This is a genomic window from Variovorax sp. J2L1-78 (genome assembly GCF_030317205.1).
Lineage (GTDB): Bacteria > Pseudomonadota > Gammaproteobacteria > Burkholderiales > Burkholderiaceae_C > Variovorax > Variovorax arabinosiphilus.
This window is the reverse complement of record NZ_JASZYB010000003.1, coordinates 367,190-382,873: the sequence shown is the minus strand read 5'-3', so window position 1 is coordinate 382,873 and position 15,684 is coordinate 367,190. Positions and strand designations below refer to the sequence as shown.

The 15,684-nt window shown below is 59.7% G+C and carries 15 protein-coding genes and 1 pseudogene; 3 read left to right on the top strand and 13 right to left on the bottom strand.

Translation table 11 applies throughout. From position 1 onward, the window contains the following. Nucleotides 1-131 precede the first annotated feature (131 nt). From QTH86_RS27060 to QTH86_RS20295, 8 genes are all read right to left on the bottom strand, one after another. Nucleotides 132-425 (bottom strand): PLP-dependent transferase, encoded by a 294-nt coding sequence (locus QTH86_RS27060; protein ID WP_353505970.1) that lies wholly within the window; start codon nt 423-425, stop codon nt 132-134. Between the two features lie 127 nt (nt 426-552). Next, nucleotides 553-1,989 (bottom strand): M20 family metallopeptidase, encoded by a 1,437-nt coding sequence (locus tag QTH86_RS20325; RefSeq protein ID WP_286539770.1) that lies wholly within the window; start codon nt 1,987-1,989, stop codon nt 553-555. A gap of 23 nt (nt 1,990-2,012) precedes the next feature. Further along, nucleotides 2,013-3,245 (bottom strand): diaminopropionate ammonia-lyase, encoded by a 1,233-nt coding sequence (locus tag QTH86_RS20320; protein WP_286539769.1) that lies wholly within the window; start codon nt 3,243-3,245, stop codon nt 2,013-2,015. A 178-nt stretch (nt 3,246-3,423) separates the two neighbouring features. Beyond that, a complete protein-coding gene (locus tag QTH86_RS20315; RefSeq protein ID WP_286539768.1) occupies nt 3,424-4,074 on the bottom strand; it encodes a LysE family translocator in 651 nt (216 codons plus the stop codon). Between the two features lie 14 nt (nt 4,075-4,088). Further along, nucleotides 4,089-4,868 carry an amino acid ABC transporter ATP-binding protein gene (locus QTH86_RS20310; RefSeq protein ID WP_436411625.1) on the bottom strand — a complete coding sequence of 260 codons (780 nt, stop codon included), beginning with the start codon at nt 4,866-4,868 and terminating at the stop codon, nt 4,089-4,091. 4 nt (nt 4,869-4,872) lie between these two features. Then, nucleotides 4,873-5,970 carry an amino acid ABC transporter permease gene (locus QTH86_RS20305; RefSeq protein WP_286541425.1) on the bottom strand — a complete coding sequence of 366 codons (1,098 nt, stop codon included), beginning with the start codon at nt 5,968-5,970 and terminating at the stop codon, nt 4,873-4,875. A gap of 49 nt (nt 5,971-6,019) precedes the next feature. After that, nucleotides 6,020-7,141 carry an amino acid ABC transporter permease gene (locus QTH86_RS20300; RefSeq protein ID WP_286539765.1) on the bottom strand — a complete coding sequence of 374 codons (1,122 nt, stop codon included), beginning with the start codon at nt 7,139-7,141 and terminating at the stop codon, nt 6,020-6,022. Between the two features lie 130 nt (nt 7,142-7,271). Further along, on the bottom strand, nt 7,272-8,351 hold the full coding sequence (locus QTH86_RS20295) for an amino acid ABC transporter substrate-binding protein (RefSeq protein ID WP_286539764.1): 1,080 nt from the start codon (nt 8,349-8,351) through the stop codon (nt 7,272-7,274). Between the two features lie 279 nt (nt 8,352-8,630). Here QTH86_RS20295 and QTH86_RS20290 point away from each other — a divergent pair, with 279 nt between their 5' ends. Further along, a complete protein-coding gene (locus tag QTH86_RS20290) occupies nt 8,631-9,095 on the top strand; it encodes an Lrp/AsnC family transcriptional regulator (protein WP_286539762.1) in 465 nt (154 codons plus the stop codon). 8 nt (nt 9,096-9,103) lie between these two features. Continuing rightward, nucleotides 9,104-10,690 carry a gamma-glutamyltransferase gene (gene ggt / locus QTH86_RS20285; RefSeq protein WP_286621156.1) on the top strand — a complete coding sequence of 529 codons (1,587 nt, stop codon included), beginning with the start codon at nt 9,104-9,106 and terminating at the stop codon, nt 10,688-10,690. Between the two features lie 130 nt (nt 10,691-10,820). Here ggt and QTH86_RS20280 read toward each other — a convergent pair. From QTH86_RS20280 to QTH86_RS20265, 4 genes and pseudogenes are all read right to left on the bottom strand, one after another. Continuing rightward, a pseudogene (locus QTH86_RS20280) lies at nt 10,821-11,511 on the bottom strand (SDR family oxidoreductase); the annotation flags it as partial. Between the two features lie 34 nt (nt 11,512-11,545). Beyond that, nucleotides 11,546-12,547 carry an NADP-dependent oxidoreductase gene (locus QTH86_RS20275; protein ID WP_286621154.1) on the bottom strand — a complete coding sequence of 334 codons (1,002 nt, stop codon included), beginning with the start codon at nt 12,545-12,547 and terminating at the stop codon, nt 11,546-11,548. A gap of 65 nt (nt 12,548-12,612) precedes the next feature. Continuing rightward, entirely contained in the window at nt 12,613-13,425 is an 813-nt protein-coding gene (locus QTH86_RS20270; protein WP_286619662.1) for an oxidoreductase, read from the bottom strand. 89 nt (nt 13,426-13,514) lie between these two features. Next, the gene (locus tag QTH86_RS20265; RefSeq protein ID WP_076196730.1) at nt 13,515-14,114 is read right to left on the bottom strand and encodes a TetR/AcrR family transcriptional regulator; all 600 of its coding nucleotides are present in this window, start codon (nt 14,112-14,114) and stop codon (nt 13,515-13,517) included. Nucleotides 14,115-14,291: 177 nt separating this feature from the next. On the opposite strand from QTH86_RS20265, the gene QTH86_RS20260 reads away from it, so the two are divergent. Next, entirely contained in the window at nt 14,292-14,594 is a 303-nt protein-coding gene (locus QTH86_RS20260; RefSeq protein WP_286622419.1) for a hypothetical protein, read from the top strand. 117 nt (nt 14,595-14,711) lie between these two features. Here the strand turns inward: QTH86_RS20260 and QTH86_RS20255 are convergent, their stop codons facing one another. Next, a complete protein-coding gene (locus QTH86_RS20255; protein ID WP_076196726.1) occupies nt 14,712-15,383 on the bottom strand; it encodes a GntR family transcriptional regulator in 672 nt (223 codons plus the stop codon). Between the last annotated feature and the right edge of the window lie 301 nt (nt 15,384-15,684).

Sequence of the window (15,684 nt, the reverse complement as noted above, 5' to 3'; positions counted from 1 at the left end):
CCGCCCGAACTTTCCAGCGCAACTTGCCTTTGACAGAAACTGGCAGTCTACCTACCGCATGAGCTGCCGAGCAAATTCGACAGATGCCATTTGGCACACATTCGTGGGAAGAAGCACATCATCGCCCGCCGTCAAAATCCAAGATTGACCACGGTGATTGCCGCCTGGCCACTGGGTCCTCGCAGGCAATGACGGCCACCTTCAAGCGTGCACAGACGTTGCTCGAGGGTATCTGTCGTGGGTGTACCGTAAAGGCCATAGCTGTAGCCGTCGCGGTGGCCAAATGCACGGAGACGCTGGCGGACGTCCGCTACGCTTGGGGATAGCACGGTCGACCCCTTGGAAACCCCCGGGGGAACGGCCTCGTATCCACTGGGGACCTGGTAATCTTGGTGAATTAATTTGGTGCTGATGTCTTTGGACATAGCGTCCCATGTTGGTCCGCCGGGTATGGCCGCTTTGATTTGGGCACTTCGACTTCTACCGTACGGAAGGTGTCCGCGAAAAGGGGGCAACTTCACGGATGAGCGCTAGGCGTTCGATGGAGTGAAGTCAGGCGGAGCCAGTACCTGCACGCTTCCGTGCGGAGATCACATTCAAAGCCGTTTCCCCAAGATCCCACCAGAGGCCCGCCATCAGCGCCAGCGATTCGCGGGCAACGGAGCCCAGGAAATGCTCATTGGGCGCGTGCTGCGAACACGCCGGGTAGGAATGTGGAACCCAAACCGTGGGAAGGCCGAGCGTGTTCGCGAAGATTTCGTTGGGCACGGTGCCGCCGAGGTTCGGCAGCAGTGCAGGCTTCTTGCCCGTGGTCTTACGAATCGAATCGAGCGTCCACTTGACCCAAGGGTCGTCAAGGTCCAGGCGGGTCGCCGTGACCGCAGGCTTGACAATGACATTCACATGCTTGATGCCGTTCCTGGCGAGGTGCTCATCGAGATAGTTCTGGGCGTTCTCCCAGTCGGTTCCCACCACAAAGCGCAACTGGCAATGCGCACGCGCTGTCGGAGGAATCGCGTTGACGGGCGCGTCAGGATTGCCCGATTTGAATGCCAGCACTTCCAGCGCGTTCCAGCCCAGCACTCTTTCAGCAGGTGTCAGGCCGGGCTCACCCCAGTCGATGTCCACTTCGGGAGCGCTACTGTCCCGGCCGAGTTCGATGTCCGACAACGCCTCACGGACAGCTGCAGAAATTGGAGGCGGCATGAGCCCCTTGACGAGGATGCGGCCGTTGACGTCCACCATGCTGGCAATCGCGTGCGATAGGACAACTGCGGGGTTGCGCAGCGCGCCGCCCCAGTTCCCGGAGTGGTGCCCACCACTTCGCAGATCAAGCTCCAGATCGAAATTCAGCTCGCCGCGCGACCCAAGAAAAACTGTGGGTCGCTCAGCCGACACTCGAGGTCCGTCCGAGGCCAGGAAGACGTCGCCACTTAGAAAGTCGCGTTCTGCTCCGCAGATTTGGTTTAGTCCGGGGGAGTCCACTTCTTCGCCGGTCTCCATGATGATCTTGAGGTTGAATCCGAGCTTGCCACCTCGCGCGTTCATAACAGCCTCGAGCGCGGCCAAATTCACGGAGTGCTGCCCCTTGTTGTCAGCAATGCCGCGGCCGTACCAGCGATCGCCATCGACCACGATCTTCCACGGCTCCAGGCCTTTGTGCCACTGGTCGTCGTAACCGCGGACCACGTCGCCGTGCCCGTAGGTGACGACCGTCGGGAGGTTTATGTCCTCAATGCGACTGGCAAGGAGAACCGGCGCGTCGATGTCGCTCGGGTTGGGCACAAGCTTCGTCTCGAATCCCAGCCGATGGAGCAGTGGCGAAATTTCCTTTTCGAGATAGGCGTGAAGGTGTTTCGCCTGGGACGGTTCCTGGCTCTCGGTCCGATAGGCGACACGGCGGTCAAGGTCCGTCAGGAATCGGCCTGAGTCGTAGGTTTCGACGGCGCTGGCGATTGCGGCTTCACGTGTGGCGGCGCTGGTGTTCATGTTTACTTTTATGTTGAAACCGGTTACGCGTAGTGGCTCGCTCTGCGATCGAGAAACTCTTTTTGCCGCGCCAGCACGCCCAAGCCGGATTCGCCCACCAGTTGCTCATAAACCGCCGGTGCAGTTGCACCTTCTGTGCTAATCAGCAGCACCGTGGACGAGTGGTCCAGTCCAGCTTGCCGTGCGAGCTTGGGATCGCGCATCAGCTGGATCAGGCCGGCCAGACCAGCGGCGCCAGATTCCCCGGAAACGATGGGGAGGTCACTTTCATTGCCCTTGGCCAGCACCTGCATGGCTTGAACCGCATCCTCATCCTTCACGGTCATGAAGTAGTCAACACTTGATACCAGGAAGCGCCAGGCCAGTGGCGAGGTTTCACCGCAAGCCAGGCCCGCCATCACGGAGTCCACGGAACCGGTGGCCTTTGCTGCAACACCGCTGAGGGCGCTCTGGAAAAGACAGTCCGCCTGCTCGGGCTCAACGATGATTGCCGTCGGACGGCGGGTGCCGTAGGTTTCCCAGAAATAGCTGACGATGCCGGCGGCGAGTCCGCCCACACCACCTTGCAGAAAGACATGGGTCACGGGCGATTTCGACCGCGCCGACCCTTCAACGATTTCGGCTGCGATGGTGCCGTATCCCTGCATCACATCACGCGGGATCTCTTCATAGCCGTCATATGACGTATCCGAGACGACATGCCAGGCATTCTCACGAGCCAGGCGCGCGGCCTCCTCCACCGACTCGTCGTAATTGCCCTGGATGCGAACGATATCTGCGCCATAGGCCGCGATAGCCGCTTCCCGCTCGGCGCTGACGTTGGCATGCAGCACGATCACGCAGCGGCAACCTGCACTCTGCGCTGCCGCAGCCAAGCCTTTGCCGTGATTCCCATCCGTCGCACTGATAACCGTGAAGTCGCTGAATTTTGTCTTGTAGGCGCCGGAAAGTAGCGCCTGCGGATCCAGGCCGTCGTTTGGCCACAGGCGGAGAATTAACCTAACCAATGCGATCGGCGCACCGAGTGCCTTGAAGCTGCCAAGTTCGGAACGAACCGATTCATCCTTCACGAGAATCTGTCCCACGCCCAGTGCAGTGGCAAGTCCGTCCAGCGCGTAGAGCGGTGTTGACCCTGGATAGATGCCACCCCATGTCGAGAGCCACTTCCTGCTTTGCTCAGCATTGTCGACAGACATGATTGAACGCAGATCATTGGGGTACGTTTCGCGCGTAGCACGCGTGTTGGTAATGAGCATTTGGTTGTTCCGTGTGTGATGCTGCAATCCTAAGATTTGAAGCTGTGTTGCTTGGCGCAATTTGAGGCTGGAAAACACAACATCTGTGCGATGTGCAGGACCACTGTGGCTGCACGTTGTGTTCGCACGATCGCAACGCTCAGGTCCCACGTGCAGCACGCTTTTTTCCTTGAGGTAGCTAGGCGCCGGGTCGATCGACCAGTGCAAGCCTGACCCCAAAGACGATGAACATCGAGCCAGCAAGCTTGTCGAGCCAGTGCATTCCGCGTTGAACGACAGGTCTTCTGGCCATCCACGCAGCCGCGATCGCCCAGCCCGCGTTGACCGGGATGCTGTTCACATTGAAAAGTACACCAAGAGCAAGGAACGCACTGGTCTTTCCTGTCGTTTCCGGGCTGATGAACTGGGGCAGGAAAGCCAGGAAGAACAGCACGACCTTCGGATTGAGGACGTTGGTCCAGAAGCCGCCGAGAAAAATCTCTTTTGAACTGGGAAGAGGCCGCGATAGAGCAACCGCTTGAAGGTCTGTTGTCGCCGGTGCTGCACGCGCAAGCAAGATCTTCCCGCCGATCCACAACAGGTACGCAGCGCCGATCCATTTCAAGACAGTGAAGGCAGTCTCAGAGGCCGCCAGAAGTGCGCCCATTCCCAACGCAGCAGCAAAGATGTGCACAAAGCAGCCAGCTGTGATGCCAAGACCAGCGACAACGCCAGACTTCCAGCCGCCTCGTAGCGAGTTCGTGACGATGTACAGGACGTCAGGCCCTGGGGTGACGTTCAGCAGCCAGCCGGCCAGCACGAATAGGAGGAGGTGATAAGCGTCTGGCATCGTAGCGTGATCGATTATTGATTGCGCAGGACTTGACCGAGGAAAGTCCGCAGGCGGTCCGACTTCGGGGTGCTGAACATTTCGTCAGGACTTCCGGACTCGACGATCTCGCCGCGGTCCATGAAGACTACGCGGTCTGCGACTTCGCGAGCGAAGCCCATTTCGTGCGTTACGCAGATCATCGTCATGCCGTCCTTCGCGAGGGAAACCATCGTGTCGAGTACTTCCTTAACCATCTCGGGATCGAGCGCGGAGGTCGGCTCGTCGAAAAGCATGATCTTCGGTTTCATGCACAAGGCTCGTGCGATCGCAACACGCTGCTGTTGGCCACCGGAGAGCTGCCCCGGATATTTGCTGGCCTGGTCTGGAATCCGCACGCGCTCCAGGTATGACCTTGCCAGCGATTCAGCTTCCCGGCGGGGCACATGCCGGACCAGCATGGGCGCCAAAGTACAGTTCTCCAGCACCGTCAAGTGCGGGAAGAGGTTGAAGCTCTGGAAGACCATCCCTACTTCGCAGCGAACGGCATCGAGGTTCTTTGCGTCGCTGTCGAGGCTGATGCCGTCCACGACGATCTGGCCTTCGTGATGCTCTTCAAGCTGGTTGATGCACCGGATAAGGGTCGATTTACCCGAACCGGACGGACCGCAAACCACGACGCGTTCGCCAGTCGCCACGTCAAGGTTGACGTCGCGCAGCACGTGCATCGCGCCGTACCATTTGTTGATCTTCTGCATCGAGACTGCGACGCCTTGCTGGCGAGCGGCCGGTGCTACTGTCGTTGCGATAGTCATAGGTTTAGCGCTTTCTATGCTGATTGAGGTGGACTTCAAGCTTCTGGCTGTACTTGGACATGGCAAAGCAGAACGCGAAGTAGATGAAGCCTACGAATATGTACGTTTCGACCGCAAAGCCCTGCCAAGCGGGCTCGCCGATCGCAGCGCGCGAGGCCGCGAGCAAGTCATAGAGACCGATGACGAGCACCAGCGACGTGTCCTTGAAGAAGCCAATGAAGTTGTTGACGAGCGGCGGAATGACGAGCTGCAACGCTTGTGGGAGGATGATCTTGCGGTTCGTCGACCAGTAGGAGAGACCCAACGCATGCGCCGCTTCGTACTGTCCCTTCGGCAGCGCCTGCAAGCCGCCGCGGATGACCTCGGCGAGATAGGCGCCAAAAAAGAGAATGATGGCAACCTGAGCGCGCAAGAGCTTGTCCAGGTTGACGCCTTCTGGCATCAGGAGCGGGAACATCACACTCGCCATGAACAGCAGCGTGATCAGTGGAACGCCGCGAATCATCTCGACATATGCGACGCAGATCCATCGGATAAACGGCAGCTTCGAACGGCGTCCCAGTGCCACCAGAATCGCCAGCGGGAAAGCCACTGCAACGCCAACCGTCGCCAGAATCAGAGTCAATGCCAAGCCGCCCCATTGCGTCTGCGGCACGAACTGCAGGCCGAAAACTCCGCCCCACATGAGTAAGCCAATGGCCATAAGCGCCAGTGTCCACACACCGGCCAAGGCGGGTCGCCAAAAGCGCTTCATTCCGGACATGACGTAGAGACCAATGAACAGCAAGACGACGATCAAGGCTCTCCACTGTTCCTCGAAGGGGTACATGCCGAAGAGCATGAAGCGATACTTGTCCGTGATGACGGCCCAGCATGCGCCGCTGCCTTGAACGGCCTTGCAGGCGTCGCTGTTAGGCCCCTGCGAACCTGTTGGGACACTCCAGATCGCGTTGACGACTCCCCACTGGAAAACGAATGCAGAGAACTTCGCCAGCACAACCAGAAGGACGATCGTCGTCAGCGTCGATATCCACGAATAGAAGAGGTTTTGGCGCAGCCACGCAATCGGGCCGCTGCGTTCCTGCACCGGGGGTGTACGCATGACGGTGGTGCTGGAATGGACAGAGTGTTTCACGGATAGGATGGTCACGTTAGCGCTCCACTAGTGCAATACGGGCGTTGTAGTGGTTCATCAGCGCGCTGATCGAGAGACTGATCGTGAGGTAGACGCCCATGATGATTGCCACAAGTTCCACCGCTTGACCGTTCTGGTTCATCGCCGTGGTGGCGATGGAGACGATGTCCTGGTAGCCAATGGCAACGGCCAGGGAGGATTGCTTGGCCAGGTTGAGGTATTGGCTCGTTAGCGGCGGAACGATCACTCGGAGTGCCTGCGGAAAAACGATCCATTTCAACGTGTTTGATGATTTCAAGCCAAGGGCGCGGGATGCTTCTATCTGTCCATGACTAACCGACTGGATGCCGGAACGAACAATTTCGGCAATGAATGCCGCGTTGTAGATCACCAGACCAAACAACAGCGCGAAGAATTCTGGCGAGACGGTGACGCCGCCACGGATGTTGAAACTCCGTGGGCTAGGCATGTCCAAGGCGAACGGAGCGCCCAGCGTAATCACGACCGTGGCGGGCATGACCGCCATGAGCAGGACCGCGGTCGGCCAAGTGGCGCGTTGGCGCCCATCGTCCAGTGACTTGCGAGTGGCTCGCTTTGCGGAGATCACAGTGGCAATCAAACCAAGGATGAAAGCGAGGAGCGTCCAGCTGTGGGCCGTTTGCCAGTCGAGAACCGGGAAGCTCAAGCCGCGGTTGGACAGGTAGACGCCCGCGATGGGGTGGATCGCTTGGCGAACCGGCGGCAGACCCTGAAGAAGGGCGTACCAGAGGAACAGTTGCAACAGCAGGGGCAGATCGCGGAAGAACTCGACGTAAGCCGACATCAGCTTTGCGAGCAGCCAGTTCTTCGATAGGCGGGCAACTCCGATTACGGTGCCCAGGATTGTGGCGAGCACGATGCCCCAAAACGCAACCCAGAGCGTGTTGAGCATGCCCACGACCAGCGCACGCAAATAGCTATCTGCCGGGGTGTAAGGGATCAGGTGCTCCGCAATGGGAAGCCCTGCTTCGCGTTGCAGAAAGCCGAATCCTGAGGCAACATTACGTGCGCCGAGATTCGCCTGTGCATTACCGATCAGCCAGCTGAAAACGCCGATCACGATCAGCGCAGCGAGCACTTGCCATACGACCCGACGCATGGGGACCTTGGAGCGGGACAATCTGTTTGAGGACATTGGAGTTTCGCCATCCCGACCAGATGGCGGGCTTAAACATTGACTAGGGGAAAGGGATTCGCCGGCTCGATTTGAGCCGGCGACATCAGCGCGACTAGCGCATCGGCGCGGCGTACTGGATGCCGCCGTCCTTCAGTAGACGATTCAGGCCGCGCGGCAGGCCCAGGGGCGCGATGCTGCGCTCGTAGATCTCAGCATAGTTGCCAACGCCCTTCACGACGTTCACTGCCCATTGCGCGTCGAGGCCGAGCGCGGCGCCGAGGTCGCCGGTCTCACCCATGAAGCGCTGGATAGCCGGATTCGAGTTGTTCCTGAACTTGTCAATGTTGGCGGCTGTCATGCCGAATTCTTCGGCGTTCAGCATGGCCGCGTGGGTCCAGCGAACGATGTCAAAGAAGCGCTGGTCACCCTTGCGGATGAAAGCTCCCAGCGGCTCCTTGGAGATGATTTCGGGCAGGACCTGGTAGTCGTTGCCAGCGCTACCGATGGATGCCTTGAAAGAAGCAAGTTGCGCGGTGTCGTTTGTATAGGCGTCGCAACGGCCGCTCACGATAGCGTCGCGCATTTGCTCCATCTTCTCGATGACGACCGGCTTCATCTCGAGCTTGTTTGCGCGGAAAAAGTCGGCGGCATTCACTTCGCCGGTGGAGCCGGGCTGGAAACACACTGAGGCGCCGCCGAGATCATGCGCGCTCTTGATGCCGTCCTTTTTCTTTACAAGAAAGCCCTGACCGTCATAGAAGTGGATTGCCGGCACTTCCAAGCCAAGCTGCGCTTCGCGGGTCAGCGTCCAGGTGGTGAAGCGAGCCACGATGTCGACTTCGCCGGACTGAAGCGACGGGAAGCGCGTCAGGCTGGTCAGAGAGACGAAGCGAACCTTGTCCGGATTGCCGAAGATCGCCGCCGCGATGGATCGACACACGTCTGCATCGAAGCCGCGCATCACGCCGCGTGCGTCGGGGAAGCCGAAGCCGGGGCGATCACCGCCGACGCCGCAAATGAGCTGGCCACGTGCCTTGATGGCGTTGAGCGTAGGCGAAGCCACCGATGGCGCCGCTGCGGCCACAGGCGCCGAGGCCGGCCGCGGTTGTGCGATGGCAACACTGGCCACAAGCGTTGCCGCGCAGGCAACTGCGTTGAAGATGTTGCGGGGGCGATGACCGTTCGTGGACATGGAGTTTGTTCCTTCAGGTAGGTGGAGTGGTATAGGAAATCGTAAAAGTGACCCCTCGCACGAATGGTTGAATCTGGATAGCGAAAGCGCGCCGTTATTGCGTTCGTGAAACATTCAGCCGAGGGTTTCCCCTAAGAGGGCGCGTGGCATGCACAAAATTGGGCGCTTTTCCTCGTTTTGAGCCCCTGGTGCAACAATGTTTCGGTTGCCAGCGCACATACGCGTCAAAAAACCGCTTCTTGCGGCCCAGAATTTAGCCAGCGCTGACGCATAACAACCATGCTTTTAGACAACTACGACATCAAGCTCCTCAGCCTCCTGCAGGCGGACAGCAAGACTTCCCAACGCCAGCTCTCGGAAGAGGTGAACCTGTCGCCGTCGGCGGTAAACCGGCGAATTGCTGCGCTTGAAGCGGCCGGCGTCATCATGACGACGGTAGCCGTCGTCGATCCAACGGCGGTGGGTCGCCCCATCACCATCCTGGTCGAGGTGAAGCTGGAGAGCGAGCGGCTGGATCTGCTCGATCAAGTCAAGAAGAGTTTCGCGAACTGTGTGCAGGTGCAGCAGGTCTACTACGTGACTGGTGATTTCGACTTCATGCTCGTGATCAACGTCAAGGACATGTCCGAATACGAAAAGCTCACGCGCGAGCTGTTTTTCTCGGCAGGAAACATCAAGACGTTCAAGACTTACGTTGCCATGCAGCGGATCAAGGTATCCCTCAACGTGCCGTTAACGATTTAGGAATTTCGATGCGAGATTTTGAAGCCCCAGGCCGGTCCGTCGCGGTCGGCAGCAGGGGAATGGTGGCGACCTCCAACCCGCAGGCAGCGTTGGCTGGACTGGACGTCCTGCGGTCCGGTGGGAATGCCATCGATGCAGCAGTCGCTGCTGCGGCAATGCTGGCAGTCGTCGAACCGACCCAGACTGGAATCGGCGGCGACTGCTTCGTCATGCTTAGAAAACGTGGCCAGGCGCCGGTCGCGCTCAACGGATCGGGTTGGGCTGCCAAGGCAGCGAGCGCGGAAGAATTGCGCGGGCGCGGAATGGCCTCCATCCCGGTCGATAGCGTCCATGCCCTGACCGTTCCAGGTGCGGTTCGCGCGTGGAATCGATTGGTCGAAGACTACGGGACGCGTTCGCTGCAAGAACTGCTCGAGCCCGCGATCGGTGCCGCCGAATTGGGTTATCTGGTCACGGAACGCCTTGCGCACGATTGGGCGCGACAGGCGGCAAAAATGATGGCGACGGCAGAAGCGAAAGCCCTGTTCTTTCCCGCAGGCAGAGCGCCTGCCTTAGGCGAACGCAGAAGCAATCCTCAGTTGGGCAAGACGCTGCGCGCCATCGCCAAGTCCGGCGCTGACTCGTTCTACGAAGGCTGGGTTGCCGAGAACATCGTGACCTCGTTGCGAAAGAAGGGAAGCCTGTTGAGCCTCGACGATTTCGCTGAATTCAAGCCGGAGTATGTGACGCCGATTTCGGCGAGCTACCGTGGCTATCGATTGTGGGAGTGCCCGCCCAACGGGCAAGGGGTCGTGGCGCTGCAGATTGCGGCGATGCTCGAGGCGTTTGATCTCAGTGCAATGGGGCCTCTCAGTGCAGAAAGGTTCCATCTTCAGGCAGAGCTATCGCGCATCGCCTATGCACAACGTAACGCTTTCCTATGCGACCCGCGGTTCAACGCAGTAGATGTGAATGAGCTGCTTTCCGACGACACGATTGAACGCTTGACCCGAGGGATCGATCTAGACACGAAGTCCGATGGATGGACGCCTGTTGCGTTGCCCGAACACAAGGACACCGTCTACGTGTCAGTCGCCGACTCGGACGGCACGCTCGTCTCATTCATCAATTCGATATACGACGATTTTGGCAGCGGGATCGTGGCACCTGGCACAGGAGTCCTGATGCACAACCGAGGATCAGGCTTCGTACTTGAGGAAGGTCATCCCAACGAGTTGCAGGGACGCAAGCGGCCCATGCACACCATCATTCCCGCGTTGGTCACCAAGGATGCAGACACCGTCATGAGCTTTGGAGTTACTGGTGGCCACTTCCAGCCGGCGGGCCAGCTCCAAGTACTCTCGAATATCGTCGACTACGGCATGTCTGTGCAGCAAGCTATCGATCATGCGCGGATGTTCGCCAGAGGCGATGTGTTGGAGCTCGAGCGGACGGTTCCTGACGCGGTGTGGTCGGGCCTTCGCAAGCGAGGCCACGAGCCGGTAGCAGCGCCGAGCCCGCTCGGTACCTGCCATGCAATCTGGGTCGATCAGGGATCGGGTGTCTATATGGGTGGCTCTGACGGTCGACGGGACGGTCTCGCGATCGGCTTCTGATGAAGCCGTTGCGGGCATGGCGGTCAGCGCTGAATTCCGCTGCGGTTGGAAGAGAAGTAGTCCATCGCTGCCTGCACGCTGTTGCCAGCGAGCTCGACGCCCGCAATGCGCAGACCCATCTCGGCACCGGCGGAAGGTAGCTGGGCCCTGCCGCCTTCATCCCGTGCTTGACCTGCTGGGTGAGTTCATCGGCCTGCACCTCATCGACGCCCGATTTGATTCGTCGAGCACGAGCCTGAAGATTTCCTCGGGACTGGACTTCGGGACATCGAACCCGCGCGTGAAGTCGGTGTCGACGTACGCCATGTGCAGCCCCAGCACTTGCGCCTTCTGAGCCGCCAGTTCATTGCGCAGGGCATTGGTGAGCGACCAGGCTGCGGACTTGCTTGCCGAATAGGCCGGCAGCTCGCCGTCGTTCACCCACGAGGCGACCGACAGGACGTTGAGCAACGCGCCGCCACCGTTGGTCTTGAGAATTGGCGCGAAGGCATTGCTCATGCGCACGGCGAAGTAATTGGTCTCGAAGATGCTCCGTGCGAAGTCTTCGCTATCGGCTGCGAGAAAGCTCCCCGGCTGCGCAATGCCGGCGTTGTTGATCACCAGCGTCACATCGGACGCACGCCAGCGCTGCGGCGGCCGCCACGTCTTCCGGCTTGTTGACGTCCAGGTGCAGGGCCTCCACACCGGATTGGGTGATGGTCGCAGGGTCGCGTGCGCCGGCGTAGACCTTGGGGGCACCGCGGGCGAGCAGCTCGCGCGCGAAGGCCAGGCCGACACCGCGGTTGACCCGTGACGAGGGCAATAGCGTTTGCAATCTTGATGGGAGTCCCCAAAAGCTGGGGTGGAGAACTAGGCTCACTTGATCTTGATAACGACCTTGCCCTTGGCGCGACCTGCTTCGACATAGGCCAGGGCCTCGTTGGTCGACTCGAACGGGAAGACCCGATCCATCACGGGGCGGATACCGCCAGCATCGAAGAGACGGGTGATCTCGCGCAGCTGGCTCCCGTTCGGCTTCATGAAGAGGAACGAGAAGCCAACGCCACGGCTCTTTGCCCTCCGCCTGATTCCCGAGCTCAGCAGCCGCATGACCAGCTTCACGAAGCCGGGTGCCCCGATGTCCTTGCCGAATTCGGGATCGGGCGGTCCGGAGATGGAGATGAGCTTTCCGCCGCGCTTGAGCACGCGAAGGGATTTTTCGAGCGTCTTGTTGTCCTGGCTGTTCAGGACCACGTCGTAGTCCCGCAAGACATCCTCGAAGTCCTGCGTCTTGTAGTCGATGACGACGTCTGCGCCCAGACTCTTCACGAGAGCGACATTGGTCGTGCTCGTCGTCGTGGCCACGGTGGCGCCCAGATGCTTGGCCAGCTGAATGGCAAAGGTGCCCACGCCGCCGGAGCCAGCCTGGATGAAGACCTTCTGCCCCTTCTTCAGGCGCGCCTTCTCGATCAGTGCCTGCCAAGCCGTCAAAGCCACCAAAGGAATGGAGGCGGCGGCTTCCATCGTGAGGCCCTTGGGCTTGAGCGCCAGCGAGGCTTCCTTGACGGGGACGAATTCGGCGAACGTACCGATGCGGAAGTCGTCCGCCCGCGCATAGACCTCATCACCCAGCTTAAACTGGCGCACGCGTGGGCCGACTTTGACCACCACCCCGGCCACATCGTGACCGAGGATCAGAGGCAGACGGTAGGGCAGTATGAGCTTGAACTCTCCGTCCCTGATCTTGGAGTCCAGCAGGTTTACGCCAGCGGCGTGGACCTGCACCAGGACTTCGTCGTCGCGCAGTTCCGGTGTCGGCACGTCTGCCAAGGGCCATGCGAGCTTTTTCCCATATCGACCGAGAACAAAAGCTTGCATGTCTTTCCTTGGTATTTTTGCGCCGAGGTTTGCGGAGGGTCCAAGACGGTCACGCGGATAGCCGCCTAAGCTTCGAGTCGAAGGTCTTTTCGAACCCCTGCATCTAACACCCTGGCGGGCGCAAATCTACGCAGCAGCCGCATGCGGCTAGCAAGGCCCGGGGTGTAGTGGATCTTTGGATGCGCCACCGTTGCCGCCTTCAACACGATTTCGGCGACCACATCGGGCCCGTCCGCGCCCACTAGCGCTTCCTTGACGCGTTTCGCCACTCCCTCGCGAATCTCTCGATACACGTCGAGGGGCGCATCGGGTTGCATTAGGTTCGCGTCGAAAGGCGTATTGATGTAGGCAGGCTCGACCACCGAGACGCGAATGCCCTGCTTGCGCAGTTCATGGTCGAGCGATTCCGAATAGCCCGCGACCGCATGCTTGGTGGCGGAGTACAGCGCCATATAGGGCAGGGGTAGGAAACCCAGCACGGAGCCGATATTGATGATGCGCCCACCCTTTTGGCTGCGCATATGCGGCACAACGGCCCGGGTCATCCGCACCAGCCCGAAAAAGTTGGTATCAAAAATCGACTGAGCCTGCTCGATCGAACTTTCTTCAGCGCCGGCTGCTGCAACCCCGAAGCCTGCGTTGTTGACGAGAAGGTCGATGCGGCCTTCCAACTGCATCACCTTCTGGACCGCAGCTTCGACCGACTCGTCCTTGGTCACATCAAGGGGCAGCATCTCGAACGATCGTCGACCCGCCTGATCTCCACGTCTGCTGGTGCCGTAAACCTTGTAGCCAGCCTTCGCAAGCCGCTGCGCAGTCGCTTCACCGATGCCTGAAGAGGCCCCTGTAATGAGCGCAACCTTGTTTGCCATGTTCATCATGTTTCTCCTTGAACTGCGTATTGTGCTATTGAAATGATGTTCATCATATGTTCTGGCGAGCAGCTAGGCTGCATGTTTCAGTTGGCTTAGGTGGGGGGTAGATGCTTCAATGCGGCCGCGCACAGACTGTCCGACAGTGCAGGCTCGTCGACCGCACGGGCCAGCAACAATGTGCCCACCATAGTGGCGACGGTCACGAGTGCCCGTTCGTGGGCACCGGGCTGCCCCCAGTCAGGCGACTGACGGGCGACAAGATCGATCATTTCCTTGACGTGCCGGGTGGTCACCCGGCGTACTTCGGGTGCCTGGCGAGGCGTCTCCGAGCCCAGTGCGGCCAGGGGACACCCCATTTCAACTTGTTCCAGGTGCTCGCGCGAGAGATAGACGCGAAGCATGGATGGCAAAGCCTGCTCGGAAGGCACGCTGGCGACAACCTCCGCCGCTACGGCAGCTGACTCAGCGCACGCCCGACTCGCTGCTTCGGTGAGCATGGCTTCGCGCGACGTGAAATGAGCATAGAAGGCGCCATGGGTCAGGCCGGCCTCCTTCATGATGTCGGCGACTCCGGTGCCGTCGTAGCCGCTACGACGGATCGCCCGCGCAGCTGCGGAAACGATGCGCTCGTGCGAGGCTTCCTTAGCCGCAGTTCTGACGTTGTGGTTCGTCTTTCGCATGACGATGATCATACATGATTCGCGAAACATGCGCTGTGACGTTCTTGGCGATGCCGTTAGGCGGCAACGCATCGCAATGAGACGAGCGAATACGGAAGCCGAATTAACGTCAGGACATGACCAAATACCAAAGGCTCACCCGAGAGTTGTGCTTCATTTCCGGAAACATCAATGCGGTGTCGACTGGCGATGTCGATCATGGTGGCGACGGGACGTGGCGCGACGCAGGGCGCGTCGTTCCGCGACGCCGCCGCCATCGACAACCTGCGCCGCGTCGACACGCTCATCGTGAGCAAGACGGGCACGCTGACGAGCGCCGGCTGGCTGTCTGATCCGGTCAAGTCCGGCACGCCCGAAGCGTTGGCTGTGCTGCATGCGGCGGGCCTGCGAATCGTGACGGCGACAGGCGACCACGCCCTGGACCGTCGCCGCGCGGCTGGGCATTCGGTGGAAGTCTCGTTGTGCGGGACACAGACAGCTTTGCTTTTCTGAACTCCATCGCTCCATCTGCCCGCAAGCGCTCTTCGAACATGCCCGCTTCCACGCACCGCTGCGAATCGGGGTGGCCAACGGAAACGCGCAACCCAAACTTTCGGGGTGCTTGGTACGCTATCTGAGAAAGTCTGTACCGAGCAGATAGTCTACTGTTCGATTGAGGTGAGTGCCTAGTAGCTCGCACGCGAGCTGCGGCCTCCGTTCAACAACCGCTTTCGCTAACTCTTCATGCTCACTGTTGAGATCACGCTCACGGTTCGCATGCAGCAACGATAGCCATCGATATCTCTCACTGTGTGTGAAAAGAAGGTCGCGGGCCCGAAGTAGCCAGTCGCTGCCGCAAGCATCGATAAGCGCGCGATGAAATTCAGAATGCGCGTCAGTGACCGCCAGTACATCTTCTGCCTCGGCTGGCCCGAGAATCGACAAACGCTTAAGGCGGTGAAGCGCAGACATGATTCTGCTCTCCCACTCTACATTGCCCAATTCGATCGCCTTTCGCAGACAAATCCCTTCCAGTTCGACTCGCGCACCTGCGAGATCAATGAACTCGCTAGCAGATACGGGCGCGACGCGGAAGCCCCGCTGCGGCTCCGCGACAACTAGCCCCTCCGCGGATAGCCGCGACAAGGCCTCTCGGATGACCCCAGAGCTCACGGAGAGCGCATCACCAAGATCGGCGATCTTCAACTTAACGTCGGGTGCGTACCGACCTTTAAGCAAATCGGCGCGCAAGACCTGATAAATCGAATGAGTGATGCTGCTGTTGCTTGGTGAGATACCCATATCTTTGTCTGCGCCGAATTAGAAATTGTGCTGCCGTGCCGATGCTGACCCACAGGAGAAAGCTGACGTTATTCTGGACGACTGGTCGTCTCGCGAGGCGCCCCTCGCGAGAGGGCCTCAGATGGTGCTCAGGAAGGGGCTGTGGCCGTCATCGACGTCGTTCCTTATGGCATCCGCACTCCAAGCCAGCTTCAGGATGATCATGTGCGGCCAGCCGACATAGGCGCCCGGCTGCCAAAGTCAGATCCCGGGAGCGGGTGAACGCACAAAAGGCTCACCACCAAGACCCTGCATCGCCTCA

Excerpts from the sequence above, each read along its gene's own strand:
- QTH86_RS20255 (WP_076196726.1), bottom strand. The coding sequence starts at position 15,383 with ATGGGTATCTCACCAAGCAACAGCAGCATCACTCATTCGATTTATCAG.
- QTH86_RS20275 (WP_286621154.1), bottom strand. The coding sequence starts at position 12,547 with ATGCAAGCTTTTGTTCTCGGTCGATATGGGAAAAAGCTCGCATGGCCC.
- QTH86_RS20305 (WP_286541425.1), bottom strand. The coding sequence starts at position 5,970 with ATGCGTACACCCCCGGTGCAGGAACGCAGCGGCCCGATTGCGTGGCTG.
- QTH86_RS20270 (WP_286619662.1), bottom strand. The coding sequence starts at position 13,425 with ATGAACATGGCAAACAAGGTTGCGCTCATTACAGGGGCCTCTTCAGGC.
- QTH86_RS20315 (WP_286539768.1), bottom strand. The coding sequence starts at position 4,074 with ATGCCAGACGCTTATCACCTCCTCCTATTCGTGCTGGCCGGCTGGCTG.
- QTH86_RS20300 (WP_286539765.1), bottom strand. The coding sequence starts at position 7,141 with ATGCGTCGGGTCGTATGGCAAGTGCTCGCTGCGCTGATCGTGATCGGC.
- QTH86_RS20290 (WP_286539762.1), top strand. The coding sequence starts at position 8,631 with ATGCTTTTAGACAACTACGACATCAAGCTCCTCAGCCTCCTGCAGGCG.
- ggt (WP_286621156.1), top strand. The coding sequence starts at position 9,104 with ATGCGAGATTTTGAAGCCCCAGGCCGGTCCGTCGCGGTCGGCAGCAGG.
- QTH86_RS20325 (WP_286539770.1), bottom strand. The coding sequence starts at position 1,989 with ATGAACACCAGCGCCGCCACACGTGAAGCCGCAATCGCCAGCGCCGTC.
- QTH86_RS20320 (WP_286539769.1), bottom strand. The coding sequence starts at position 3,245 with ATGCTCATTACCAACACGCGTGCTACGCGCGAAACGTACCCCAATGAT.
- QTH86_RS20260 (WP_286622419.1), top strand. The coding sequence starts at position 14,292 with ATGTCGATCATGGTGGCGACGGGACGTGGCGCGACGCAGGGCGCGTCG.
- QTH86_RS20310 (WP_436411625.1), bottom strand. The coding sequence starts at position 4,868 with ATGACTATCGCAACGACAGTAGCACCGGCCGCTCGCCAGCAAGGCGTC.
- QTH86_RS20265 (WP_076196730.1), bottom strand. The coding sequence starts at position 14,114 with ATGATCATCGTCATGCGAAAGACGAACCACAACGTCAGAACTGCGGCT.
- QTH86_RS27060 (WP_353505970.1), bottom strand. The coding sequence starts at position 425 with ATGTCCAAAGACATCAGCACCAAATTAATTCACCAAGATTACCAGGTC.
- QTH86_RS20295 (WP_286539764.1), bottom strand. The coding sequence starts at position 8,351 with ATGTCCACGAACGGTCATCGCCCCCGCAACATCTTCAACGCAGTTGCC.